Genomic DNA, 24,486 nt, shown 5'->3' on the forward strand with positions numbered 1-24,486 from the left:
CGCGGTTCTCCGTGCCTCTGCGTCTCATCCGGAAGCGCACGTGCGACCTCGCCTGTAGATCCTTCGGCCTGCAGCCGCCCGTGCAGAGGCAACGACGGTCTGGCTGGCCTCAGGGTGACGTCATCTCTGTGCGTCTATCATGCACAGTTGATTGCCAGATCTGGCATCACCCGGGAGACCGGTTTCTGCATCCGCGCTGCACCCACCCGACGTCATCCTGAGGCCGGCCACACCGCAACTCGCATCGGCACCACACCTTGCAGGCCGAAGGATCTGTGGGCGCGGCAGCACGTGAGTGGGTCGGATGCACCGATCCTTCTCCCGGATTTCGTACGAAACCCCTTTCCGTCTATCCCACGCGCCCGAAGAAGGCCTTCAGGTAGGCGGTTTCAGGGATGGCGGGGTGGACCGGGTGGTCCGGGCCCTGGTGCCCCTGCTCCACGATCTGCAGCGAGCGGCCGCGGTTGCGCGCGGCGCGGAGCATGGCGTCCTGCAGCGCCTCGCGCGGGAGGTGGTACGAGCAGCTGGCGGAGACCAGGATGCCGTCCTGCCGCAGCACCTCCAGCGCCAGCTGGTTCACCCGCCGGTACGCCTCCTCGCCCGCCTTCTGGTCCTTCCTGCGCTTGATGAACGCCGGCGGGTCCAGGACCACCACGTCGAACTTCTCTCCCTCCGCCGCCATCATCCGCAGCACGTCGAACGCGTCGCCCTTGCGCGTGGACACGCGCTCCGCGGCGCCGTTCAGCGCGGCGTTGCGGGCCACGTGCTCCAGCGCCTCGGCCGAGGCGTCCACGCAGACCACGTGCTCCGCGCCGGCGGCCGCGGCCTGCACCCCCCATCCCCCGATGTAGCTGAACACGTCCAGCACGCGGCGGCCGCGGGCGTAGGCCATCAGCCGCGCGCGATTCATCCGGTGGTCGTAGAACCATCCCGTCTTCTGCCCCGCCACCGGGGCCTCGAAGCGCACGCCGTTCTCCTCCAGCGGCACCGCCGCCGGCACCTCGCCGAACGCCGTCTCCACGTACGTGTCCAGCCCCTCCAGCGCGCGGCCGGACGAGTCGTTGCGGAACAGGATCCCCGCCGGCTGCAGCGTGTCGCGCAGCGCCTGCACCACGTCGTCCTTCGCCCGCTCCATCCCCGCGGTGGTGAGCTGCACCACCACGTGGTCGCCGAAGCGGTCGGCCACCAGCCCCGGCACTCCGTCGCTCTCCCCGTAGGCCAGGCGGTAGAAGGGGCGGTCGAAGAGCATCTCGCGAAGACTCAGCGCCCGCGCGAGACGGCGCTTCAGCAGCGCGCGGTCCAGCCGGGCGTCGCGGTCGCGGCTCACCAGCCGGGCGGCGATGAGCGAGCGGGGGTTCACGTAGCCCACGCCCAGCGGCGCGCCGCGCGCGTCCTGCACCTCCACCATCTCGCCCGGCTCGAAGCCGGGGAGCGGGGTGCGCTCCACGTCGATCTCGTTGCTGAACACCCACAGGTGCCCGGCACGCAGCCTGCGGTCCTCGTTCTTCCTGAGACGTAGCGGCGGAAGGCTCACGTCATGCTCTCCTGGCTCGGTCGGGCCGGGCGGGCGTGCCCGGCGCGGGGCGCAAAGATACTGCCCCCGCGCCACGGCGCCACCGCCGCGCGTCCGTCCATCCCCCTTTGCCCGCGACGCCGATGGCGCAGGAGACCGTCACCGCACCCGAGCCTTCCGCCACCGCCGCGACCGCGCCCATGCCGGACGCGCGCGTGCGCGAGCTCGAGTCGCTGCGGTCGATGGCCGTCGCCGCGGCGGACACGGTCGACCCGGAGGAGATCTTCTCCATCGTCTGCCGCACGCTGGCCGAGCTGGCCGGGGCCGAGCTCGCGCTCGCCGCCATCCCCATCTTCGACACGCCGCGGCAGTGGTGCGGCGCCGCGGACCCGTCCCCCGACGCCGCCGAACGCCTCCTCGCGCTGGCGGACGAGGCGCGCGCGCGGGGCCGCACCGCCGTCGCGTCCGCCGACGGGACGAGCGCGGTCGCGGTGCCGCTGGCGGGCGAGGGCGCGGGGGGCGCGCTGGTGGCCGGGTGGCAGGGTGATCGCGAGGTCGATGCGGAGACGGTGCGGATCGTGGAGACGGTGGCCCTGCAGGCGGCGGCGGCGTTCCGCAACGCCACCCGCTACGACGCGCTGCGCCAGGCGGCGGTGCGCCGCGAGCGCTTCTTCAGCGCCATGAGCCACGACCTGCGCACGCCGATCACCGCCATCATGGGGTACAGCGAGCTGCTGCAGGACGGGATCATGGGCGACCTGGATCCCCACCAGCTGGAGATGGTGGAGCGCATCTGCCAGGTCAGCGGCCACCTGGCGCAGCTGGTGAACGACGTGCTGGACATCGCCAAGCTGGACGCGGGGCGGATGGAGTTCAGCCGCGAGCCGGTGACGCTGGGCGAGCTGGTGGAAGAGGCGATGGTGGCGGTGGAGCCGCAGGCGCGCAGCAAGGGGCTGGAGATCCGGCTGGAGATCGACGGCCACCGCGACGAGCTGCTGGAGGTGGACGCCGGCCGCGTCCGCCAGATCCTGGTGAACCTGCTGTCCAACGCGGTGAAGTTCACCGACGACGGCGCCGTGACGCTGGCCGCGTCGGTCGAGGGCGGCCGCGGCTGGATCCGCGTGTCCGACACCGGGCCGGGGATCCCCGGCGGGAGCGAGGAGGCGGTGTTCGAGGAGTTCCTGCAGATCGCCAGCGGCACCAAGGCCAAGCGCGAGCCGGGGAGCGGCCTGGGCCTGGCCATCTCCCGGCGCCTGGCCAGGGCGATGGGCGGCGACCTGACCGCCGGCAACGCCGACCCGGGCGGCGCCGCGTTCACGCTGCATCTGCCGGGGCCGGGGTAGGATCTTCACACGGCCGGGGGATCTTGCCCGCGGGGGATCTCGATCGAACACAGGAGGAAGGGGATGACGAGATGGCGGTCATCCCCTTCCTCCTGTGATTCCCCACGACGGGGACGAGGAGATCTCCGCTCCGCGCGAGGGTGGCGAAGGGCGGGCTCGGTGCCCGCGGTGGGCCCTCTCCCCGCGCCCTGGAGCGCTCGCCCTCTCCCGTTCCGGGCGAGGGGGCTGTCCAGCATCGGCGCGGCCTGCGAAGCCCGGTAGCGAAGGAGCTTGGTCGTGGCGGTGGTGCGGGATGGCTACCTCTCCCGGTACGGGAGAGGTGGACGGCCTGAGCCGGCCGGAGAGGGCGCGATGGCGGAGACACGAGCCGAAGCTTCTCCCCGCATCGTCCCTTCGCCGTCACCTCCGTTCGGGATAGCTGGGGAGGAATCAGGCGCTTCTTGCGGTGTAATCCACCGATGGCATACTCTCTGCGCCCCTGGCTGCGCCGGCGCCGGGCCCTTCGCCCGCGCCTGGAAACGCAGCCGCAGGACACGAAGTGAGCATGATCCCGACAGCCGCCAGCACCACGCCGGAACCGCGGTCCGCGCCGGCGCGCGACGAGCATGGCGGCGGGCGCGCGTTCGCCCGCCGCATCGAGTGCGACTCGGCGCGGAGCGCCCGGGCCACGCCCGCGCGCGGCGGCGGCATGCGCGATCCCGAGGCCTGGGAGCAGCTTCGGAGCACCCGCGGCTGAACCCCGCGGGGCATCCACCCGCCCCCACCCGATCCATGTCCGAACTCCAGAGCCAGTCCGCCGCCGGCCTCGCCGGCTTCGACCCCGACGAGCTGCGCATCTCGCGGCTGCGCCCCCTGCGCGGGCCAAACTTCTGGCGCCTGGCGCCCGTCATCGCCTGCGACCTGACGCTCGGCGCGCTCGAGGACGTTCCATCGACCGACATCCCCGGCTTCAACGAGCGGCTGATGTCGTTCCTGCCCACGCTGCGCGAGCACCCGTGCTCGCGCCCGGGCGAGGGCGGCTTCCTGGCGCGGCTGGAGGAGGGCACGCACCTCCCCCACGTGCTGGAGCACGTGGGGCTGGAGCTGCAGACGCTGGCCGGCTCCGACGTGTCGTTCGGGCGCGTGGTGGAGTCCGGCGACCCCGGCGTGTGGTGGCTGATCGTGGCGTACGAGGAGGAGGACGTGGGGATCCAGGCGGTGCGCGACGCCGTGCGCCTGGTCCGCGCCTGCATCAGCGGCGAGGAGTTCGACGTAGAAGGCACCGTGGAGGAGCTGCACGACCTGCTGGAGAGCGTGCGCCTGGGCCCGTCCACCGCGGCCATCGTGGACGAGGCGGCGCGGCGCGGCATCCCCGTGCGCCGCCTGAACTCCTTCTCACTGGTGCAGCTGGGGCTGGGGAAGAACCTGCGGCGCATCCAGGCCGCGATGAGCGACTACACCAGCGCCATCGCCGTCGAGATCGCGCAGGACAAGGACGACACGCGGCGCGTGCTGGGGAACATCGGCCTTCCCGTTCCCCAGGGCGACACGGCGACGACGCTGGACGGGGCGCTGGAGGTGGCGCGGGAGATCGGCTACCCCGTGCTGCTGAAGCCGCTGGACGCCAGCCACGGCCGCGGCATCTCGGGGCGGCTGGACGACGAGGACGCGGTGCGCGCCGCCTGGCCCGTGACCCAGGCGTACGGACGGCGCGTGGTGGTGGAGAACTACGTGCACGGGCGCGACTACCGCGTGCTGGTGGTGGACGGGCGGCTGGCCGCCGTGGCCGAGCGCGTTCCCGCGCACGTGGTGGGCGACGGGACGCGCACCATCCGCGAGCTGATCGTGGAAGCCAACCGCGACCCGCGCCGCGGCCGCGGCCACAGCAAGACGCTCACGCGGCTCCCGGACGACGACGTGACCGCGGACTATCTGCGCACCCGCGGCCTGTCCTGCGAATCCGTTCCCGCCGCGGGCGAGATGGTGTATCTCCGCGCCACGGCGAACCTGTCCACCGGCGGCACCAGCATCGACCGCACCGACGAGATCCATCCCGACAACATCACCGCCTGCGAGATGGCGGCGGGGATCGTGGGACTGGACATCGCGGGGATCGACGTGCTGTCGAAGGACATCTCCGTTCCCTTCCGCGAGAACGGGGCGGTGATCATCGAGGTGAACGCCGCGCCGGGGCTGCGGATGCACACGCATCCCACCGAGGGGAAGGCGCGCAGCGTGGGGGCGCCGATCGTCGACATGCTGTACCCGCCGGGCGCGGGGTACACCATCCCCGTCATCGCCATCACGGGGACGAACGGGAAGACGACGACCACCCGGCTGACCGCGCACCTCTTCCGGCAGACGGGAAAGACGGTGGGGTTCACCACGACCGACGGCGTGTACCTCCAGAACCGGCTGGTGATGGAGGGCGACATGACCGGCCCGTTCTCGGCCAACATCATCCTCTCCAACCCCACGGTCGACGTGGCCGTGCTGGAGACGGCGCGCGGCGGCGTCCTGCGCGCGGGGCTGGGGTGGGACGAGTGCGACGTGGGCGTGGTGCTGAACGTTTCGGCCGACCACCTGGGGCTCAGGGGGATCAACACCGTGGAGCAGCTGGCCGAGGTGAAGTCGGTGATCCCGGCGGTGGTGAAGCGCGAGGGGCACGCGGTGCTGAACGCCGACGACCCGCTGGTCTACGCCATGCGCGACCGCACCGGCGGCGACCTGGTGTTCTTCTCCACCATGGAAGAGGGCGAGAACGCGCAGTTCGAGGACCACATCAGCCGCGGCGGCATCGGCGCGCGGATCGAGGACGGCACGTTCGTGATCCGCCGCGGACGGCTGCGCATCCCCATCGCCGGGGTGAACGAGGTGCCGCTGATGATGGGCGGCGCCGCGCGCTTCCAGCAGGGGAACATCCTGGCCGCGATCGCCACGGCCTACGTGCAGGGGGTGCGGTACGACACGATCCGCGCCGGCCTGCTCTCGTTCTTCCCCAGCCCGTCGATGACGCCGGGGCGGCTGAACCTGCTGCGCGTGGGCGAGAGCCGCGTGCTGGTGGACTACGCGCACAACGCCGCCGCGGTGGGCGGGCTGATGCAGATGGTGGCCGACATCCCCGCGCGCCGCCGCATCGGCGTGATCGCCGTTCCCGGCGACCGCCGCGACGAGGACATCCGCGCGGTGGCGGCGCTCTGCGGCGTGCTGGACTTCGCGATCGTGAAGGAGGACTACGACCTGCGCGGGCGCCAGCCGGGCGAGGTGGCGGGGCTGCTGGTGCAGGGGCTGCGCCAGGCCGGCCTGCGCGTGGACCAGATCGAGCAGGTGGAAACGGAGCAGGCCGCCGTCACGCGCGCCATGTCGCTCCTGGGCGAGGGCGAGCTGGCCGTGGTGCTGGCCGACGACGTGGCCGGCGTGCTCGCGCAGATCCGCCCGAGGGCGACCGGGACGGGGTTGTAAGCGAGGGATCGACGGAGACGACGGTGGAGGCGATGGGCATCGGCTCGTCGCCTCCGGCATCGCGCCCTCTCCGGCCGGCTCAGGCCGTCCACCTCTCCCGTACCGGGAGAGGTAGCTATCCGGCGTCACCGCCACACGGCAACCTCTCCGCACGCCAGAGGCTGCAGGCCGCGCCGGGACCCCACCCTCTCCCGAGATCGCGAGAGGGCGAGCGCTCCAAGGCGCGGGGAGAGGCCCGACCGCGGGCACATCGCCCGTGACGCACCAACTCCGCGCGGCGCATCGACCCTCCGCACTCTCGCACTCTCGCACTCCCGCACTTCATCCCCTCCCGCTTCCGCGACCTCCGCGCGTCGCGTACATTCCGACCGCCTCCCACTGTTTGTTCCCCCGCACTTCCCCCGCGTGGACGAGCCGACCGCCGCAGCCCCCGCTTCCGCCGAACCGCCCGCCGCGTCCGCCGGCACCCGCTCGCGCGTGTGGCGGTGGGTGCAGCCGCTGATCGCGCTGGCGCTGTTCGCCACCGGGATCGCGGTCATCCAGTCGGACCTGCGGCGCGTGAGCTACGCCACCGTGCGCAGCACGCTGCGCGCGCTGCCGCACGACGCGCTGTGGTGGGCGGTGGGGTTCACGCTGCTGAACTACGCGGTGCTCTGCCTGTACGACCTGCTGGCCTTCCGCTACATCGGCAAGCGGCAGAGCTGGTGGAAGGTGGGGCTGGCGTCGTACACCGGGTACGCCATCAGCAACAGCGTGGGGTGGGCGGTGATCAGCGGCACCAGCGTGCGCTACCGCTTCTACTCGCGCTGGGGGCTCACGGCGGGCGACATCTCCCGCATCATCATCTTCTACAACGGAACGTTCTGGCTGGGGCTGCTGGTGCTGGGCGGCTACAGCATGGCGTTCGACCCGCACCCGGACCTGGTGACGCTGGCCGGCGCCTTCGTGATCCACGCGGCCGGCGTGCTGATGCTGGCCGTGGCCGCGGCGTACGCGCTGGCCGCGGTGCTCTGGCGCAGGCCCATCCGCATGGGGCGCTTCCAGGCGCCCATCCCCCCGCCGGGAACGGTGGCGCTGCAGTTCATCCTGTCGACGGTGGACTGGGCGCTGGCGGGGGCGGTGCTGTACGTGCTGATCCCGCGCACCGGGCTGGACTTCCCGGAGATGCTCTCGGCCTTCATCGCCGCGCAGCTGCTGGGGCTGATCAGCCACGTTCCCGGCGGCGTGGGCGTGTTCGAGGGGACGATGGCGTACCTGCTGCGCGGCTACGGCGTTCCCGCCGAGCTGGTGGCCTCGCTCCTCCTCTACCGCATCGTCTACTACCTGGTCCCCCTCGGCGGGGCGCTGGCCTTCCTGGTGGCCGACGAGCTGCGGCTGCGGCGGCATGCCATCGCGCGCTGGGGCGGGGCGTTCGGCGCGCTGACCGGGCAGGTGACGCCCAAGCTGCTGGCCATCTTCACCTTCCTGGCCGGCGTGGTGCTGCTCGTCTCCGGCGCCACGCCGGTGGAGCGCGAGCGGGTGCACTGGGTGGCGGAGTATCTCCCGCTGGCCGTCATCGAGACCTCGCACTTCCTGGGATCGGTGCTCGGCGTCGGCCTGCTCTTCATCTCCAACGGGGTGTTCCGGCGGCTGCGCTTCGCGTGGTACGTGGCGGGCGGCGCGCTGGCGCTGGGGATCGCCGCGTCGCTGCTGAAGGGCGGCGACTACGAGGAGGCGTTCTTCCTGGCCGCGCTGCTGGCGGCGCTCGCGGCCAGCCGCCCGGTGTTCGACCGGCGCGCGCACTTCTTCGCCGCGCGCTTCTCCCCCGGCTGGTTCGCGTCCGTGGTCGCCGTCGTGGGCGCCTCCATCTGGCTGGGGTTCTTCGCCTTCCGCCACGTGGAGTACAGCAGCGAGCTGTGGTGGCGCTTCGCCATCAACGCCGACGCGCCGCGCTTCCTCCGCGCCTCGGTCGGCGCCACGGTGGCCATCCTGGCCTTCGGGGTGCTGCGCATCATGCGCCCCGCCCCGCCCGAGGTGGTGCCCCCGTCGCCGCGCGACATGGAAGACGCGGGGCGGCTCATCGCCCTGCAGCCGCACACGCAGCCGTTCCTGGCGTTCCTGGGCGACAAGAGCATGCTCTTCAGCCCGCAGCGCGACGCCTTTTTGATGTACGGCGTGCACGGGCGCACCTGGGTGGCGCTGGGCGACCCCATCGGCGACCCGGCGTGCACCAGCGCGCTGATCCGCCAGTTCTTCGGCCGGTGCGACGACTTCGGCGGCATTCCCGTGTTCTACCAGGTCAGCAAGGATCGGCTGCACCAGTACGCCGACTTCGGCCTGACCTTCGTGAAGCTGGGGGAAGAGGCGTTCGTCCCGCTCGATTCCTTCTCGCTCGAGGGGGCCGAGCGCAAGCCGCTGCGGCTGGTGCTGAACCGCTTCGCGCGCAGCGGGATGCGCTTCCGCATCGTCCCGCGCGAGGAGATCGGCTCGGTGATCTCGGACGTGCGCCGCGTGTCGGACGACTGGCTGGCGCACAAGGCGGTGGCGGAGAAGGGCTTCTCGCTGGGCTTCTTCGACGAGGCGTTCGTGCGCCGCTTTCCGCTGGCGGTGATCGAGAGCGAGGGGCGGGTGCAGGCGTTCGCCACGGTGTGGCCGGGGCCCGACGGGACGGAGCTGTCGGTGGACCTGATGCGCTACCGCCGGTCGGCCGCCAAGAACGTGATGGAGGTGCTGCTGCTGCAGGTGATGCTGTGGGGGAAGGAGAACGGCTACCGGCGCTTCAACCTGGGGATGGCGCCGCTCTCCGGGCTGGAGATGAGCGCGGTGGCGCCGGTGTGGACGCGCATCGGCAGCTGGCTCTTCGAGCGCGGCGGCACGCTGTACAACTTCCAGGGGCTGCGGACGTACAAGGAGAAGTTCCACCCGGTGTGGGAGCCGCGCTACCTGGCGTATCCCGGCGGGCTGAGCCTGCCGCGCATCATGGCCGACGTGTCCGCGCTGATCGCCGGCGGCTACCGGCGCATCTTCCGCCGCGGCTGATTCCGCGAAAGATTGAGGCTTGCGCGGGGCTCCCGCATCGCTGGATCTCACGCGGAGACGCGGAGACGCGGAGCGGTTCGCCACGCACGGAGACGCAGAGGCGCGACTCACCGTGGGCACGGCTCACGCGAGCGATAACGATAAAGACGTCATCCTGAGGCCGGCCACACCATCGGCACGTCGGCACAACCGCCTGCAGGCCGAAGGATCCATAGCCGGCCAGCACGTCATCCGATCGGACGCAACGAAGTTTCGTCGCGGTTCTCCAGCGGACGTGCTCGAAAAGTATGGATCCTTCGGCCTGCAACTTACTGCGCGGACGCAAATTGCAGCGTGGCCGGCCTCAGGATGACGTCATCTGTGTGAACTCCGCGTGGGATGGAACGGTCGCGGCGCGGGCGCATCTCTCCTCATCGTCTTCGAAGGGAGATGGCGGAACAATCATGGGGATCCGGCTGTTCTGGGATTGGGGCCGGATCCGTCACGACGAGGGGACGTGGAGCGGATGGCGTGGAGAGCGCGGGACCCGGATCTTCCCGACGGGGTGATCAAGCTGCCGGTGGAGCCGGTAAAGGAGCCCAGCGGGTGCATGATCCGCGGATGCCTGGTGGCGGTGGTGGCACTGTTCGCGCTTCTGCTGCTGCTGATGGTGGCGCTGGCGCTCTTCCGCCCGTGGCAGACGCCCATGCTCACCCCGTGACGCGGCCCCGCGAGACGCATCCAATCTTCCGGAACGAAGGAGCAGACGGATGACACGCACGATGAAGCTCTTCATCGCCCTCTTCCTGGCCACGCTGGGCGCCGCCGCCTGCGTGGGAACGGGAAAGAACGCCCCCACCCCGCAGGCCGCCACCTACGTGCGCGTGGAGAACCAGTCGTGGCTGGACGTGGACGTGTTCGCCGTCTACGGCGGCACCCGGCGGCGCCTGGGCACCGTCACCGGCAACAGCACGCAGCGGCTGGTGATCCCCACCAGCGTGGTGGGAATCGGGCGGGCGCTGGCCTTCATGGCCGACCCGGTGGGCAGCAGCCGCACGGGAACCACGATCAGCGAGATCTACGTCACCCCGGGGCAGGAGCTGACGCTGACGATTCCGCCGGGGCTGGGGCGGTAAAAAGAAGTGCTGAGTGCCGAGTGCTGAGTGCCCCGGTGAAGAGCATCTCGTGCACTCAGCACTCAGCACTCAGCACTCAGCACTCAGCACTCAGCACTCAGCACTCGTCCCGATCCCATTACGACCTCAACCGTAGAGGCATGCGCATCTGGGCCGTGTCGGACCTGCACTCCGACTTCCGTGAGAACCGCCGGCTGCTGGAGCGCATCCCCGCGGGCGAGCACCGCGGCGACGCGCTGATCGTGGCCGGCGACGTGGCCGACAACCTCTCCATCGTCTCCGACGTCCTCGGCGAGCTGCGGCAGCGGTTCGCCGAGGTCTTCTTCGTTCCCGGCAACCACGAGCTGTGGGTGCGCGGCGAGGCGCGCGACAGCGTGGAGAAGTTCCACGCCGTGCTGGCCGCCTGCCGCGCCGTGGGCGTGCGCACCGCGCCGGCACGGGTGGGCGGCGCCTGGGTGGTGCCGCTCTTCTCGTGGTACGACGCCTCGTTCGACGTGGCCGGCGACGCCGATGCCGAGTCGCTGGAGGCGTGGAGCGACCGCTACTTCTGCCGCTGGCCCGCGGGCGCCGGGCGCGTGGACCGCCTGTTCGCGGAGATGAACGAGCCGCACCTGCGCGGCTACGACGCGCCCGTGGTTTCCTTCTCCCACTTTGTCCCGCGGCCCGAGCTGGTGCCGCCGGTGCGCTGGCTGCGCTTCAAGGGACTGCCGCTGGTGGCCGGGAGCGTGGAGATCGAGGCGCAGCTGCGGCGGGTCTCCGCCCGGGTGCACGTGTTCGGGCACACGCACATCCCCGAGGACCGGGTGGTCGACGGCGTGCGCTACGTGCAGAACCACCTGCGCGCCTCCGGCTCGGGCGAGGGCGGGCTGCTGAAGCGGGTGTGGGCCGACGGGGAGCCGCCCGCCGCGCCCCTGTTCTGCTGAACGCGCCGCGATTATCATCTTCCGTATACGAGGCGACAATCCACGCGCACCATGTACGACTGTCCGGTCCGAGGATGACCTCATCCGGCGCGCCCCCGATCGATCGCCACACGGCGGCCGTGGACGGCTTCGTGGTCCCCGACGCGCTGCTGGTGCCGGACGACTGGGCGCCCAGCCTGTTCGTGCGCATCAGCCCCGTCGAGGTCTCGTGGTTCGCCGGCGTGCCCGTGGCGCGCGCGGTGGAGGTGTGCCGCGAGGTCACGGGAGTGGAGCCGCACGTCCGCCGCGTGATCGACCGCTACTTCGACACGCCGGGGCTGGACCTCTTCGGCCGCCGCGTGTCCGTGCGCGTGCGGCAGCACGTGGAGCCGCCGCGCGCCATTGCCTTCGAGGTGATCGCCACCGGGTGGGGCGCCGACGCCATCCCCCGCCCCCTGAGCGGCTTCGTGCAGACCTTCGCGCGCAACGACGAGGCGATGCTGGAGCGCCTGCTCGAGCGCTACGCCCGTGAGGGGTACCGGCAGGTGGCCGCGTTCGACAAGGTGCGCTACACCTTCCCCGTCGTCCGGGGGCGCAGCGTGGACGGGGCGGGAAGGGAGATCGTCTCCGGCGAGCTGCGCGGCGTGGGCGAGGTGCACCCGCCCATCCGCGTGATCGACTTCGGGGTGAAGGTGGAGGTCGACGATCTGCGCGACAGCCCCTTTCCCGAGCCCGCCATCATCGAGGTGGACTACGCCCCCGGGCACGTGCCGCGGGCCCGCCCCATCGCCGACGGGATCGTTGCCGCGCTGGGGGCGCGGCTGCGCGCGAAGACCACCAGCAAGCTGGCGTACCTGCTCGGCTCCCCTCGCTGAGCCCCCACCCGCGGTTCATCGCAGTCCCACCACTTGGCAGCGAGACTTCCATGGCGGCGAAGATGGACTATTTCCTCCCCGGCGAGCAGCTCTGCATCCGCGACGAATGGCGGCGGCCCGCGTCGCCGGTGCATTCCCGCGCCCGCGTGTGGGCCCCCGCGCGGCTGCACTTCAACGTGATCGACTTCTTCCAGATGCGCCCCCGCATCCCGGGCGGCGGCGGCTTCGGCTTCTCCACCACCGGCGCGCACGGCGAGGTGGAGGTGTCGGTCGGCGGCGGCGGGAGCGGGGGGAAGATGGTGCCCACCGCCCTGCACCTGGTGCGGCTCTTCTGCGAGCTGGTGGGGCACGATCCCTCCACCGTCTCGGTCGGCGTGCCGCGGCGCATCGGCAGCGTGCACAGCGGGTTCGGGTCGAACGTGACCTTCAACACCGCGGTGCTCTCGGGGCTGAACGCGCTCTTCGGCACCCCGTTCTCCGTTCCCGAGATCTGGGACATGCTCACGCAGAACTTCGTGGAGAACGCCGACACCGACAATGTGCACATCTACTGGGGGATGGACACCGGCGTGGGCGAGGCGTGCCTGCAGTACGGCGGCCTGGTGTGGGTGGACCAGTTCGCGCGCTACGTGGGGAACGCGGACACGTCCGGCCTCTTCGTGGTCACCGCGCGCGGCGACACGGCAAAGCTGGCGGCCGAGCGGGTGAAGAGCTTCGGGCAGGGCGGCGTGCACGGCATCGGCGACGCCGACGAGCTGGAGAGCCTGGAGTTCTGCTTCCAGTACCAGCGCGAGTACCACGACCGCGTGCTCCCCTTCCTGGAGCGCCGGATGAAGCCGGCGCTGCTGCGCAACGACGCGCGCGCCTTCCTCTCGCACGGGTGGGAGCTGAACGAGATCGGCACCTACGTGATCATGGAGGACCTCTGGAACCGCGAGGTGCTGCGCGGAGTGCTGCGCACCGCGCGCGAGGCCGGCGCGCTCTACGCCATGTTCAGCTCCGCCGGCCCGTCGCTCTTCGCCATCTCCGACGGCCGCGAGCGCGCCGAGGCGGTGGCGGCCGCGCTGGAGTCCGGGTTCGGCGAGTACTACGACGCGTTCGCGGTCGGCGAGGCGGGGGTGAAGATGCGGATCGAGCTGGAGTGACGGAGTGCGGGAGTGCGGGAGTGCGGGAGTGCGGGAGTGCGTGAGTGCGTGGCGAGAAGAAATGGCGCGTGAAATAACGCGGAAGATGCGAGTAAACTCGCGGCTACAAGGGCACGCAGTCCGCCTTCGCGGACTTCATCCGCTCGAACGCCGCCGTTGGTGAGATCGCCGATGCGCCGGCGCACCTCGTCGTTCCTCGCCCGCGCGGAAATCGCCTCCGCGAGAACTCCGCGCAGGCGGAGTGTGTGCCGTTGTAGCCGCGACCTCGGTCGCATTTTCGCCCCACACTAGAACCGATCGGCCGCACCGCTAAAACTCACGCGGAGTCCAATACAATCACGCGGAGCCAACGAAGTCGGCGGAGATGTTCCTCCGTCGACTTGGCTGGCTCCGCGTTGACTTCGAGCTGTTCGCCCTTCTTCAGCGCTGCGGCACCGCGGCGCTCAGGACGCGCGAGCTGGCGACCTGGCCGGCGCGGTTCAGCACCAGCTCGATGACGGCGCCGCTCTGGTCGCGCACCTGGCGCACGACCTGGCCGGCGGTGTTCGTCGTCTGCTGGAGCACGGGGAGGCTCAGCAGGTTCGTCACGGTGCGGGAGCTGACCACGCCGCCGGCGGCGTTCAGCGTGCGCTCCACGATGCCGCCGTTCTGCAGCACGCGCTGCACCGTCTGCCCCGCGGTGTTCACCGTCTGGCTCAGCAGCCCGCCCGGCGCGGTGACGTTGTTCAGCGTCTGCCCCGCCACGCCCACCGTGCGGCTCACCACGCCGTTGGGCGCCAGCGCCGTGTTGGCCACGCCGCCCACCGTGCCCACGGTGTTGTCCACCACGTTCAGCACCTGCGTCAGGATGCGCGGGTTGCGGTCCAGCGTGGCGACCACGCGGTTCACGATGCGCGTGACGTTGTCCAGGTCCACGTACAGGAACGCCTGCGCCTCGACGCCCACGATCTCCAGCCGCACGCGGTCGATGCTTACGTCGGCGCCGGCGTCGAGCGTCACCAGGTTGGCGGCGTTGGCGGCCAGCGCCAGGTGCGCGCGCAGGTTCTGCACGGTCAGGCCGATGGAGTCCACCGAGAGGTCCGGCACCTCCAGGATCACGTCGTACCCCGGCGTGCCCCCCTGCTGCGCCGGGGCCGACACCACCCGCGGCTGGCCCGGGGGCGGCGGGGCGACGGGGCGGATCTGCCCCTGGATGCGCGTGCTGGCGGTATCCTGCTGCGCCGCCGCAACCGCCGGCGCCGCGGCCAGCGCGAGCGCGATCACCACTGCGGGACCCTTCATCCCCACCTCCGCTAGCCCGTGAGTGCCGCCGGGAGCCATCGCCCGGCGCGCCGAACCTCGTCTCATCTCCCAACCCGCATCTCCCACCCGCGCGCGGACCCGGCGCACGGGGCATGCCGCGCCCGCTACGGCCGGGGCGGCGCCCGCGCCGTGTCGCCCGCCGCCGTGTTGCAGATGCCCGCGAGCGGCGCATCCCCCGCCAGCGCGGCGATGCAGGCGGACTCCACGCGGCCCACGATCTCCACCGCCACGTACACGTCGCGGTAGGTGACGCCGGGCTCCACCCGCTCGGGAAGGTTGCGCCGCTCGATCACCCGCACCGGATCCAGGCCGCCGCACCCGGTGGTCCGCACGCTCGCCCGCGGCTCTGCGTCGAAGCGCAGCTCGGCGATGGAGACGGAGGCCAGGATGCGCACGTCCGCCCGCCCCGTGTCCGCGCGCGCCGAATCGCCCGCGGCGGAGCACTGCGCCGGCACGGCGGCCTGGGCGGACGCCGGGGCCGCGGCGAGCGCCGGCGCGAGCGCGGCGGCAAGGCGGAGGAGCGAGCGGGCGATGGTCACGCCGCCCCGGCGATCAACTTCCGTGCCCCGCGAACCGGCATGTTTTCTGCCCGCGATGTCCGCCCGATCGATGGGAGGCGGTTCCCACGCGCACGCGGAAGGGAAGAATGCGGAAGAGGTTGGGAGGAATCGCCATGGTCGCGCTGGCGGTGCTGGCGCCCGCGGCGGCCGGCGCGCAGCGGAACCGGCAGCCGGCGCAGCCCGCCGGGGCGGCCGAGGGATGCTCGACCGCGCCGGGAAGCTTTTCGGGCGCGAACGGGGGCCAACCCGGCCCGCCGCCGCAGTACGCCGGCTACGACGTGGTGCTGGTGGTGCCGAACCTGTGCGTGCAGCGCATCACCCTGGAGGTCGACAACCTGCAGGCGCGGGTGGCGCTGAACGCGCGCGTGGCCAACCTGGTGAGCGTGCAGGCGGGCGCCGACGTGCAGATCGGGCAGGTGAGCCTGGGGATCCGCGGGGTGCACGCGCAGGCGCTGCTCCTGGTAGACCTGGACAACGTGACGCAGGTGATCGAGCGCACGCTGACCTTCGTCGACAACCATCCCGAGGTCGTCACCCAGCTCACCGGGACGCTGAACCGCACCGTGAGCACGGTGGGCGGCGTGGCGAACACGGCGCTGCAGCCCGGCGGCGTGGTGGACCGCACCGTGGGCGTGGCCGGGCAGACGCTGAACAACCTGACCGCGCCCGGCGGCGTGCTGAGCCAGACGGTGAACACGCTGGGCCAGACGGTGCAGACCACGCTCGACGCCTCCGGCAACCTGGTCGAGCGGACGCTGGGAACGGCGGGGCAGGTGGTGGGATCGCGCACGCTGGGGAGCCTCACCAGCCTGCCGGTGGTGAACACGGTGACGAACCAGGCCGGGCAGGTGGTGCGCACCGTGCGCCTCACCTCCGGCGCGCTGGTGGAGTACACGCTGGACCAGGCCGGCCGCGTGATCGGCGCCCGCACGGTGCAGCAGGCCACCGGCGGTGCCCGTCCGTAGCATCCGCAGAATTGGGGGATGAAGATGCCGGGCCGTCCACATCGTGGGCGGCCCGGCATCGCTTTATCTCACACGGAGACGCGAAGAACTCATCGCGGACATGCATTCCCCATCGCCGTAAACGCACAGAAACGACGTCATCCTGAGGCCGGCCACACCACCGCCGCGTCAGCACAATCGCTTGCAGGCCGAAGGATCCATAGCCGGATCGCACGTCAGCCGGTGGGACGCCGGCTGACGTGCTGGACATGCTATAGATCCTTCGGCCTGCATGTTGTGGTGTGCACGCGAGTCCTGCGTGGCCTGCCTCAGGATGACGTCTTCTTTGTCATCTGCGAGAAGGCCGAACTATCGGTGAGTTCTCTGCGTCTCCGCGTCTCCACGTGAGAATCAGCCGGGCTGGTCGACGCGGAAGGGGTGGCGAACTTCGGTGAAGCCGTCCGTCGCGGGGAGCGTCGTCGTGCGCTCGACAAAGGTGACCTCGCCGTCGCGGGTGAGGAGGAGGACGGTGGAGCAGCGCGTGCCGTACTCCGGCGTGGCGATGAACGCGCTGGAGAGCGCCCGCTCGCGCTCCGGCTCGATTCCCGTGGACGGAAGCTCGGCCTCGGGCGCGGGGTCGCGGCGCGCGAGCGAGGCGAAGAGGCGCGCCTCCAGCTCCGCCTCCGGCGCGGCGAGCGCGGCGCGCAGGTCGGCCTTGCCGCTCACCACCTTGGTCCACGGCGTATCGAGCAGGTGGTTGCTGAGCCCGTACACCCCCGGCGGCAGCGTCCGCGCGCCGGCGGCGCGGTTGGAGGTCCACGCCAGCGTGGTCCCGTCGAAGAGCAGCAGGTTGAAGCCGTTGAAGCCGGGCGCCACCGGCATCAGCCCCGCCGCGAACCCGAGCGACGGCGCGCGGCTGAGCAGGAAGTTGGCGACCAGGAAGCCCCGCGACGGCGCGCCCTGCCGGTACATCTGCGGCTCGCGGTAGTTGGTCACGGCGGCGAAGCGGCCGGCGCGCGTCACCCCCATCCAGGTGCCGCCGTCGCGCAGGTCGCGCCCGGCCAGCACCTGCGGCGCGTCGTCCCACCAGCCCGCCGGGGCGGTGGGGCGCGCGTAGAACTCGTCGCGGTTGGCGACTACGATCAGCCGGTGCGTGGGGTGCGAATCCCAGGCGATCAGGACCAGGCACATGGGGATGCGGGGCGCGGGAACGGGGGATAGCTTGCGTGAGCGACCGAATCTAGCGGACGCCGTTCCGCCCCACACGGTGCGTCCCATCTTCCCGACTCCCGAGCGCCGCCGTGCCGAGCCGCCGCCGCATCTCCATCCCCCATCCCCTCTCCATCTCCCTTGCCGTTGCCGTGCTCGTCGCGCTCGCCGCGTGCTCGCGCGACCGGACGCCCGCGGGAACGCCGCCGCACACGTCGATCGTGGCGGCGGGCGACATCGCCGGGTGCTGGTGGCGCAGCGACGAGTCGACGGCGCGGCTGCTGGACCACATCTCGGGCGTGGTGGCGCCGCTGGGCGACAACGTGTACCAGGCCGGCACGCGCGCGCAGTACCGCGACTGCTACGCGCCCACCTGGGGGCGCCACCGCGCGCGCACCCGCCCGGCGATCGGCAACCACGACATGCGCACCGAGGAGGGCGCGGCGTACTACGAGTTCTTCGGCGCCGCCGCGGGGCCGCGCGGGAAGGGGTGGTACAGCTACGATCTGGAGGGATGGCACGTGGTGGTGCTGAACAGCGAGGTCGGCATCGACTCCACCTCCGAGCAGGTGGGATGGCTGCGCGCGGACCTGGCGGCGCACCCGGTGAAGTGCACCCTGGCGTACATGCACCGCCCCCGCTTCAGCTCCGGCGAGCACGGCGATTCGGAGCGGATGAAGCCCGCCTTCCGCGCGCTGTACGACGGCGGCGTGGACGTGGTGCTGGGCGGGCACGACCACGTGTACGAGCGCTTCGCGCCGCAGGACCCGGCGGGGCGCAAGGACCGGAACCGCGGGGTGCGCCAGTTCGTGGTGGGCACCGGCGGGGCGCCGTTTTACGACTTCCACGAGAAGCTGGACGACAACAGCGAGGTGCACCAGAACCGGGTGCACGGCGTGCTGCGGCTGGTGTTTCACCCCGACGGCTACGACTGGGAGTTCGTGGGGGTGAACGACGACTTCGAGGACCACGGCCACGGCGATTGCCACTGAGCCGCGGCGGCGGGTACATTCTCCGCCCCGCGCGCGGCAGGTGGCCGCGCCGGCGGTTCACGGCGACGACTGAGGGAGGCGGGGATGCCGACACGCAACGCGAGCGCCGTCTGGGAAGGCGGGCTGCAGCAGGGCAAGGGCCGGTTCGCGGGGGAGAGCGGCGCGATCTCGGGGAGCTATTCGTTCGGCTCGCGCTTCGGCGACGCGGGGGGGACGAATCCCGAGGAGCTGCTGGCGGCGGCCGAGGCGGCGTGCTTCAGCATGGCGCTGGCGGTGGGGCTGGAGCAGGCGGGGCACACCGCCACCCGCGTGGAGACGAAGGCGGCCTGCACGGTGGAGAAGCAGCCGGACGGCTTCAGGATCACCACGATGAAGCTGCAAAGCCGCGTGGTGGCGCCGGGGATCGACGACGCGCAGTTCCAGCAGATCGCCACGGCGACCAAGGCGGGCTGCCCGGTGAGCAAGGCGCTCGCCGGCGTCGACATCCAGCTCGAGGCGACGCTCGAATCGACGTCGTAAACGACAACAGCGGGTTTCACGGAAAGAAGCAGAGGAGCAGAGAACGGATCGCGGTTCTCTGCTCCTCTGCTTCTGCGCGTGAAATCCCGGTCAGTTCGTTTTCCGCAGCGTGGTCACGTCGCCGGCGGCGGTGCGGACGCGCAGGGCGATGACGGCGCCGGACGCGTCGCGCACGAAGTCGATGCGCTCGGCGGGCGTGGGCGCGAACTCGGTGGCGGTGATGGCGGTCAGCGCGTCGGCGGGGCGGTCGGCGCGGCGCTGGTACATCAGGCGTCCGCCGTCCACGCTCACCACGCGGTTGCCGTAGGTCCCGGCGTACGCCGCGATCGCCGCCGGGTCCAGCGCGACCGGGTGCAGCGCGGACTCGACGGTCTCGCGCGTCCACGCCAGCTCCTGCCTGCGCATCGGATCCGTCTCCCGCTCCGCCAGCGTCTTCAGCGCGTCGGCGTGCGCGGCGGCCAGCGCCTGCTCGGCCGTGGTCGTGGCGATGTCGGGCTGCACGCCGGCGCCCTCCCAGCCGCGCCCGGTGGTGGGATAGAAACCGTGGCCGATGGAGATGGAGATGCCCATCTGGTCGGTCAGCGGAAACATCATGTTGTTGTATCCCCCGCCGCCCGTGCGCGTCCCCACGACCCTGGCGCGGCCGGCGGACTGCAGGGTGAAGGCGAACGCCTCGGCCGCCGAGAAGGTGCGCCCGCTGGTCAGCACGTAGACGGGGATGTTCAGCCGCTTGGCGCCGCCCACGGGCACGCTCACGTTCTTCATGGTGTCGCCCGCGATGCGCGTGTAGTTCCACGTCTGCGGCGTGCCGTCGGGCAGGAACCAGCTGGCCACGTAGTGGGCCATCTGGTTGCCGCCGCCGTTCCTCCGCACGTCCACGATCATGGCGTCCACGTGGCCCAGGAACGCCATCGCCGCGTCGATTGCCTGGGTGGCCTCGTCGCCGGTCATGAACTGGGTGATCTCGAGGTAGCCCACGTTCCCGTCCAGCTTCTCCACCCTGGCGAAGCCGTAGTTGGCGCGCCGCTGGGCCGCCACCTCCTCGGCCGTGAGCTGGCGCGGGCCGCCGCGCATGGGGCCGCCGTTCTTCCAAGACGCCAGCGCCATGGCGGCCGGGGTGCCCGCGGCGGGGCGGTAGGCGGTGTAGAGGTGGCCGTCGTGGTTGAACGCCTGCATCTCGCGGGTTAGCGCCTCGCCCAGCTGCGCCTCGGTGGCCGCGCCGTCGAACGCGCCGGCGGCCAGGCGGGCGCGGAGGTGCGCTGCCAGCATCCGCCCCGTGTCGGCGAAGGCGTAGTTGGCGATCAGGAGCTTCGCCGCGCTGTCGACCACCGCGCGGCGCGTGGCGGCGTCCAGCCGGCGCTCGGCCACCGGCGCGGGCGCCTGCGCGGCGAGGGCGATGGGGAGCGCCGTCGTGGCGAGCAGGGCTGCGGCGAGGAGGGTACGCGTACGCATCGGTCAGGTCTCCGTCAGGGAGATTTCGGATTCGGTAGATGACGATCATGCCGCTCGCATCGTTCGCGGCGACGGGGGATATGTCGCACCAGCCGCGCGGAAGGTTGGATGGGGCAATGCGCGGCTAACGATCGGCTAATCCGCGGGTGGAGAAGGATGAGTGCTGACTGATGAGCGCACGCGCTGACCGGGAATGGAATTCCCGGGCTATAGCAGCACAAAGTCCCTTCGGGACTGCTCTCCGGCATCTTCTCTTCCCCCCAACTATTGCGCGGGGCTGCCATCCAGCATCTGCTCTCTCCGGTTGCACCCTGCCCGCCCGGGTGGCCCCCTCCCCCGCTCCGCGGGGGAGGGGAGAACTCAACGCTGCACCAGCATCAGTGAGGTGCCGGGATGCCGGAGCTACAGTCCCGAAGGGACTTTGTGCTTTTGTTGCCCGGGAATTCCATTCCCGGGTGCCGGCCGCGCACTCAGCACTCAGCACTCAGCACCCAGCACTCAGCACTCCTCCTCCCCGCCCTTGCCGCCCACGCGCCCCGGGCGTATGCTCCGCTCCGTTCCGCATCTCCTTGAACCGCCTGCCGTTGCCGCACCGATGAAGCGCTTTGCCGCGTACGATCCCCCCGAGTACCTGGACTGGACCGCCGACCCCGAGCTGCTGCGGCAGTACCGCGAGCGCATCGACGCCGACCCCGAGCGCCGCGCCGCCATCCGCGCGCTGTCGCAGGACGGGCTGCTGGCGATCTACGCCGGCCTTTTGCGCAACCGGCTGCACGACGTGGCGCTGAAGCGCTGGGTGAAGAACGGGGTGATCAGCAAGGCGTGGCTGGGCACCGGCGAGGAGGCCGTGACCATCGGCCCCGTGCACGCGCTGCGGCGCAGCGGCCCGGACCACGACGTGGTGGCGCCCATGATCCGCAACGCGGGCTCGTGCCACGAGATGGGGATGCCCATCGCCGAGATCTTCCGCACCTACCTGGGCACCGCCGACGGGCCCAACGGCGGGCGCGACCTGCACGTGGGCGACCTGCGCTACGGCGTGCTCTCGCCCATCTCCAACATCGGCGACGTGCCGCCGGTGATCAGCGGGATCGCGCTCTCGTTCCTGCAGCGCGGGCAGGACCGCGTGGGGATGACCTGGATCGGCGACGGGTCGACCAAGCACGCCGGGATCCACGAGGCGCTGAACTTCGCGGGGGTCAAGCGGCTCCCGGTGATCTTCATCATCCAGAACAACCAGGTGGCGCTGGGAACGCGGGTGGCCGTGCATTCGGCCGGCGCCTTCGACGACTGGCCGGCCATGTACGGCCTGGCCGGCGGGCGCTTCGACGGCAACCACGTGCTGGACGCGTACGGCGCCGCGCGCGTGGCCGCCGACCGCGCCCGCGCCGGCGAGGGCGCCACGCTGCTGGTGACCGACACCTTCCGCATGGGCGGCCACGCCACGCACGACGAGCGCGAGGCGCGCAGCCTGTTCTCCGCCGACACCTTCCGCGAGTGGGGGAAGCGCGACCCGGTGGGGATGTACGAGGCATGGCTCGAGGGCGAGGGCATTGCCCGCGACGTGCTGGAGCGCATCGAGGCCGAGGTCACCGCCGAGGTCGACGCCGCCGCCGAGGAGGCGCTGAAGAGCCGCGACGCGGCGATGCCGGCGGGCGAAAGCGCCGAGCTGGGCGTCTACGCCGCGGCGTGAGTCGTCCCCGCGCAGAGCGGGTCGGGGGAGGATGAAAGGTGATCGGCGATGAGCGCCGATGCCGCGGAGTGCGCGGAACAGCCTCGCGCAGTTTGCGAGGCTTCCCGTAGTTGTTGCTGCGACTTCAGTCGCCGGTGATCGCCTGCGCCGGAACCTTTTCATCCACGCCGGCCATACCTCTACCGGTTTCCGCGCAGCCGGTTGCAGGCCGACAGATCCATCGCTGGAAAGCACGTCGGCTCGGGATGTGCGCGGAGTCGTCGTTCGGCCGTGAGCGGCGCCGGAGACCTGCAACGGGAGGGGGAATGAAGCTGAAGGCGGTGAAGCAGCGCGAGCGCGTGCGGCTGCGCGACGAGGATGCCGCGCGCCCCGCCGGGCTGCCCGACGACGACGAGCTGGAGCAGCGGCTGGCCAAGCTCGCCGAGCGCCTGTCCACCTACCAGACCGCACTCTACGCCGAGGCCAAACGCTCGCTCCTGGTCGTCTTCCAGGCGCGCGACGCGGGCGGCAAGGACGGGGCGATCAAGCGCGTGTTCGGCCCGCTGAACCCGCAGGGCTCGTACGTGGCCAGCTTCAAGGCGCCCAGCGAGGACGAGCTGGCGCACGACTACCTCTGGCGCGTGCACCACTTCGTTCCGCAGAAGGGGTACATCGGCATCTTCAACCGCTCGCACTACGAGGACGTGCTGGTGCCGCGGGTGGAGGAGCTGGTGCCGCCGAAAGTGTGGAAGAAGCGCTACCGGCAGATCAACGACTTCGAGCGGATGCTGGCCGAGAACGGCGTCACCATCCTCAAGTTCTTCCTGCACGTCTCGCGGGACGAGCAGAAGGAGCGGCTGCTGGCGCGGCTGGACGATCCCACCAAGAACTGGAAGTTCCGCGCGGGCGACCTGGCCGCGCGCGCCAAGTGGCGCGAGTACAGCCGCGCCTACCGCGACCTGATCTCGCGGTGCAGCACGCCGTGGGCGCCGTGGTTCGTCGTCCCCTCCGACGACAAGCGCGTGCGCGACTACCTGGTCGCGCGCACCGTCGTCCGCATGCTGCGGAAGATGGATCCCCAGTTCCCCAAGGCCGATCCCGAAGTCCTCTCCTGGCGCGACAAGATCGAGTAGATCTTCGGCACGCGCAGACGCACGACAGGCACGAGCCGGAACTCCGCGCTCGTGCCTGTCTCGTTCTGCATTGAAGCCTCGCGCGGTTTGCGAGGCTTTCCGTCGTTGTTGCCGCGGCTTCAGCCGCCCTTGCGATGCCGGTTTCGTACTCTGGGGAGATTCACCGCGTCGGCGCCGACCACATGATCGCCATTCCGCCGTTCCCCGCGGGGGCCACGCGGGCGCCGAGGAGGAGGCGGTCGACGGGGTTGTTGGGATGCGCGTGCGTGTAGCCCACGACCTTCCAGCCGCTGAACGCGCCGATCCCCGCGCCCACCACCACGTCGCTCGCCCAGTGCTTGTTGTTGTACATCCGGCTGATGCCGACCAGGCTGGCCGCCGAGTACAGCCCCACCGCGGCCAGCGTGCGGTGCCGCGGCCACCAGTGCCCGATCTCGCTCGCGCCCGCCGCCGCGGCCGCGAAGGCGGCGCTGGTGTGGCCGCTGGGCATGGACTGGTGCTTGTCGCCGTGGAAGCCGCGCCCGAAGCCGTAGTCGAATGGGTCGCGCGGGCTTGCGTACGGCCGCGAGCGCCCCACGACGCCCTTGGTCAGCGTGGTGATGGCCTCGGCCATCATGACGGACTCGAAGGTGTGCAGCCCCGTGTCGGCCAGGTGCGGCCGCCCGAACGCGCGCCCCGCCGCGTACAGCCCGCCCGAGATGATGAGCGAGCCCGGCGCGCCCAGCAGCCGCACGCCGTTGGCGCTCTTCGACAGCACCCGGTTGGTCTGCACCGACGAGTCCTGCAGCGAGCGCGCGAGCGCACGGTCCAGCGGCGACATCACCACCGCGCCGGCCACGAACCCGCCCGCGATCAGCAGGTCGCGGTGCCGGAACAGGTGCGGGCTGCGCTGCGCCGCCGTGTCGGGCGCGTTCAGCGTCTGCCCGCCCGCCGGAGCCGCCGCCAGCATGGCGCCCGCGAGCGCCGCCATCCACCGTCGCGTCATCGTCATCCCCCCCAAGGTTCCCTCATCCTCCGCCCCACATCCCCGCAAACGCAAGGACACTGCCGCATCGTAACGTACCCCCGGCTTCCTTGCAGCAGGATGACGGCGAGCAGGAGATGCACCTCGACCCGCGCCGGCTCGTGGAGAGGGCGCGACGGCAGCAGAAACGCAAAGGCGGGCGAACCGTGCACGATCCGCCGCCTGCGTCAGCCTTCCAATCCTTTTCGATCAACTCTCCATTCCGGCCCGGCGCCAGAATTCCTCCTCGTCGATCAACCGAGCGCCGTCGTGAAAGATCGCGAGGAGGCGCTCGGCGGCGATCCAGCCCATCACGACATCGATCACGAGTTCCTGGAGAGGATTCAT

Annotated in this window: 21 protein-coding genes; 14 read left to right on the plus strand and 7 right to left on the minus strand. The window is 71.3% G+C overall.

Going from position 1 to position 24,486, the window contains the following annotated elements:
• Positions 1-349: 349 nt before the first annotated feature.
• Positions 350-1,534 (minus strand): class I SAM-dependent rRNA methyltransferase, encoded by a 1,185-nt coding sequence (locus VLK66_RS17690; RefSeq protein WP_325310782.1) that lies wholly within the window; start codon positions 1,532-1,534, stop codon positions 350-352.
• A 122-nt stretch (positions 1,535-1,656) separates the two neighbouring features.
• On the opposite strand from VLK66_RS17690, the gene VLK66_RS17695 reads away from it, so the two are divergent.
• The 9 genes from VLK66_RS17695 to VLK66_RS17735 all read left to right on the plus strand — a co-directional run bounded on the left by VLK66_RS17695 (position 1,657) and on the right by VLK66_RS17735 (position 13,352).
• Entirely contained in the window at positions 1,657-2,856 is a 1,200-nt protein-coding gene (locus VLK66_RS17695) for a HAMP domain-containing sensor histidine kinase (protein ID WP_325310783.1), read from the plus strand.
• A gap of 544 nt (positions 2,857-3,400) precedes the next feature.
• The gene (locus tag VLK66_RS17700; protein ID WP_325310784.1) at positions 3,401-3,592 is read left to right on the plus strand and encodes a hypothetical protein; all 192 of its coding nucleotides are present in this window, start codon (positions 3,401-3,403) and stop codon (positions 3,590-3,592) included.
• Between the two features lie 35 nt (positions 3,593-3,627).
• Positions 3,628-6,297, plus strand: a complete 2,670-nt coding sequence (gene cphA / locus VLK66_RS17705; protein WP_325310785.1) for a cyanophycin synthetase — start codon at positions 3,628-3,630, stop codon at positions 6,295-6,297.
• A 405-nt stretch (positions 6,298-6,702) separates the two neighbouring features.
• Entirely contained in the window at positions 6,703-9,315 is a 2,613-nt protein-coding gene (gene mprF / locus VLK66_RS17710) for a bifunctional lysylphosphatidylglycerol flippase/synthetase MprF (RefSeq protein ID WP_325310786.1), read from the plus strand.
• Between the two features lie 505 nt (positions 9,316-9,820).
• Positions 9,821-10,015: a hypothetical protein gene (locus VLK66_RS17715; RefSeq protein ID WP_325310787.1), complete on the plus strand. Its 195-nt coding sequence runs from the start codon at positions 9,821-9,823 to the stop codon at positions 10,013-10,015.
• Positions 10,016-10,064: 49 nt separating this feature from the next.
• On the plus strand, positions 10,065-10,430 hold the full coding sequence (locus VLK66_RS17720; protein ID WP_325310788.1) for a hypothetical protein: 366 nt from the start codon (positions 10,065-10,067) through the stop codon (positions 10,428-10,430).
• A 140-nt stretch (positions 10,431-10,570) separates the two neighbouring features.
• The gene (locus tag VLK66_RS17725; protein WP_325310789.1) at positions 10,571-11,353 is read left to right on the plus strand and encodes a metallophosphoesterase; all 783 of its coding nucleotides are present in this window, start codon (positions 10,571-10,573) and stop codon (positions 11,351-11,353) included.
• A 74-nt stretch (positions 11,354-11,427) separates the two neighbouring features.
• Positions 11,428-12,207, plus strand: a complete 780-nt coding sequence (locus VLK66_RS17730; RefSeq protein ID WP_325310790.1) for a hypothetical protein — start codon at positions 11,428-11,430, stop codon at positions 12,205-12,207.
• Between the two features lie 50 nt (positions 12,208-12,257).
• On the plus strand, positions 12,258-13,352 hold the full coding sequence (locus tag VLK66_RS17735) for a hypothetical protein (RefSeq protein WP_325310791.1): 1,095 nt from the start codon (positions 12,258-12,260) through the stop codon (positions 13,350-13,352).
• A gap of 420 nt (positions 13,353-13,772) precedes the next feature.
• Here VLK66_RS17735 and VLK66_RS17740 read toward each other — a convergent pair whose 3' ends face one another.
• On the minus strand, positions 13,773-14,633 hold the full coding sequence (locus VLK66_RS17740; protein ID WP_325310792.1) for a hypothetical protein: 861 nt from the start codon (positions 14,631-14,633) through the stop codon (positions 13,773-13,775).
• Positions 14,634-14,758: 125 nt separating this feature from the next.
• The gene (locus VLK66_RS17745) at positions 14,759-15,193 is read right to left on the minus strand and encodes a hypothetical protein (RefSeq protein ID WP_325310793.1); all 435 of its coding nucleotides are present in this window, start codon (positions 15,191-15,193) and stop codon (positions 14,759-14,761) included.
• 107 nt (positions 15,194-15,300) lie between these two features.
• Here VLK66_RS17745 and VLK66_RS17750 point away from each other — a divergent pair, with 107 nt between their 5' ends.
• Positions 15,301-16,179 carry a hypothetical protein gene (locus VLK66_RS17750; RefSeq protein WP_325310794.1) on the plus strand — a complete coding sequence of 293 codons (879 nt, stop codon included), beginning with the start codon at positions 15,301-15,303 and terminating at the stop codon, positions 16,177-16,179.
• A gap of 390 nt (positions 16,180-16,569) precedes the next feature.
• Here the strand turns inward: VLK66_RS17750 and VLK66_RS17755 are convergent, their stop codons facing one another.
• Entirely contained in the window at positions 16,570-17,349 is a 780-nt protein-coding gene (locus VLK66_RS17755) for an NRDE family protein (protein ID WP_325310795.1), read from the minus strand.
• 110 nt (positions 17,350-17,459) lie between these two features.
• Between VLK66_RS17755 and VLK66_RS17760 the strand changes: the two genes are divergently transcribed.
• Together VLK66_RS17760 and VLK66_RS17765 are read left to right on the plus strand one after the other, a co-directional pair.
• Positions 17,460-18,359, plus strand: a complete 900-nt coding sequence (locus VLK66_RS17760; protein WP_325310796.1) for a metallophosphoesterase family protein — start codon at positions 17,460-17,462, stop codon at positions 18,357-18,359.
• Between the two features lie 84 nt (positions 18,360-18,443).
• Positions 18,444-18,878, plus strand: coding sequence for an OsmC family peroxiredoxin (locus VLK66_RS17765; RefSeq protein WP_325310797.1), 435 nt, complete (start codon positions 18,444-18,446; stop codon positions 18,876-18,878).
• 90 nt (positions 18,879-18,968) lie between these two features.
• Here the strand turns inward: VLK66_RS17765 and VLK66_RS17770 are convergent, their stop codons facing one another.
• Entirely contained in the window at positions 18,969-20,330 is a 1,362-nt protein-coding gene (locus VLK66_RS17770; RefSeq protein WP_325310798.1) for a S41 family peptidase, read from the minus strand.
• A gap of 595 nt (positions 20,331-20,925) precedes the next feature.
• Between VLK66_RS17770 and VLK66_RS17775 the strand changes: the two genes are divergently transcribed.
• Together VLK66_RS17775 and VLK66_RS17780 are read left to right on the plus strand one after the other, a co-directional pair.
• The gene (locus VLK66_RS17775) at positions 20,926-22,023 is read left to right on the plus strand and encodes a thiamine pyrophosphate-dependent enzyme (RefSeq protein WP_325310799.1); all 1,098 of its coding nucleotides are present in this window, start codon (positions 20,926-20,928) and stop codon (positions 22,021-22,023) included.
• Between the two features lie 305 nt (positions 22,024-22,328).
• Positions 22,329-23,135 carry a PPK2 family polyphosphate kinase gene (locus VLK66_RS17780; protein ID WP_325310800.1) on the plus strand — a complete coding sequence of 269 codons (807 nt, stop codon included), beginning with the start codon at positions 22,329-22,331 and terminating at the stop codon, positions 23,133-23,135.
• Between the two features lie 160 nt (positions 23,136-23,295).
• Here VLK66_RS17780 and VLK66_RS17785 read toward each other — a convergent pair whose 3' ends face one another.
• The gene (locus VLK66_RS17785) at positions 23,296-24,126 is read right to left on the minus strand and encodes a phosphatase PAP2 family protein (RefSeq protein ID WP_325310801.1); all 831 of its coding nucleotides are present in this window, start codon (positions 24,124-24,126) and stop codon (positions 23,296-23,298) included.
• Between the two features lie 222 nt (positions 24,127-24,348).
• On the minus strand, positions 24,349-24,486 hold the full coding sequence (locus VLK66_RS17790) for a hypothetical protein (RefSeq protein ID WP_325310802.1): 138 nt from the start codon (positions 24,484-24,486) through the stop codon (positions 24,349-24,351).

Origin of the sequence: Longimicrobium sp., assembly GCF_035474595.1 — a bacterium.
Taxonomy (GTDB): Bacteria; Gemmatimonadota; Gemmatimonadetes; order Longimicrobiales; family Longimicrobiaceae; genus Longimicrobium.